This window comes from Gilvimarinus sp. 1_MG-2023, assembly GCF_030548285.1.
On sequence record NZ_JAUOSC010000694.1, the window covers coordinates 1 to 302 of the forward strand.

At 54.0% G+C, this 302-nt stretch carries 2 protein-coding genes; both read right to left on the bottom strand.

Annotation, left to right across the window (positions count from 1 at the left end):
* Window positions 1-202: hypothetical protein (locus Q4563_RS18655; protein ID WP_303605573.1), on the bottom strand; the 202-nt coding region annotated here is incomplete at its 3' end.
* A 5-nt stretch (window positions 203-207) separates the two neighbouring features.
* A partial coding sequence (locus Q4563_RS23665; RefSeq protein WP_442903792.1) for a sigma factor-like helix-turn-helix DNA-binding protein occupies window positions 208-302 on the bottom strand: 95 nt, incomplete at its 5' end.

Sequence of the window (302 nt, forward strand, 5' to 3'; positions counted from 1 at the left end):
TAGCGGACGTGGAAGTTCGACGTGTATCGGTGTCAGCCATGGCTTGCACGAAAGCAGCCGCCCGTCGTTGTGCCAGTTGATCGGTCAGGGATTCTGGCAACGCCTCTGCCTGCTCATCCAGCAGTGCCAGAAGCTGTTGCTCTGTTACGGTTACCGTCGCCGGTCTAACCCTTGAGGTTTTATCCGCAGATTTCGTTATCATGATACTCAGCCCATCTCATTCAATTTTTGCCGTGCTCTGGACAAATGGGTTTTGACACTGCCCTCGGAAATATTCAGCGCATCTGCCGTCTCCCGTACGC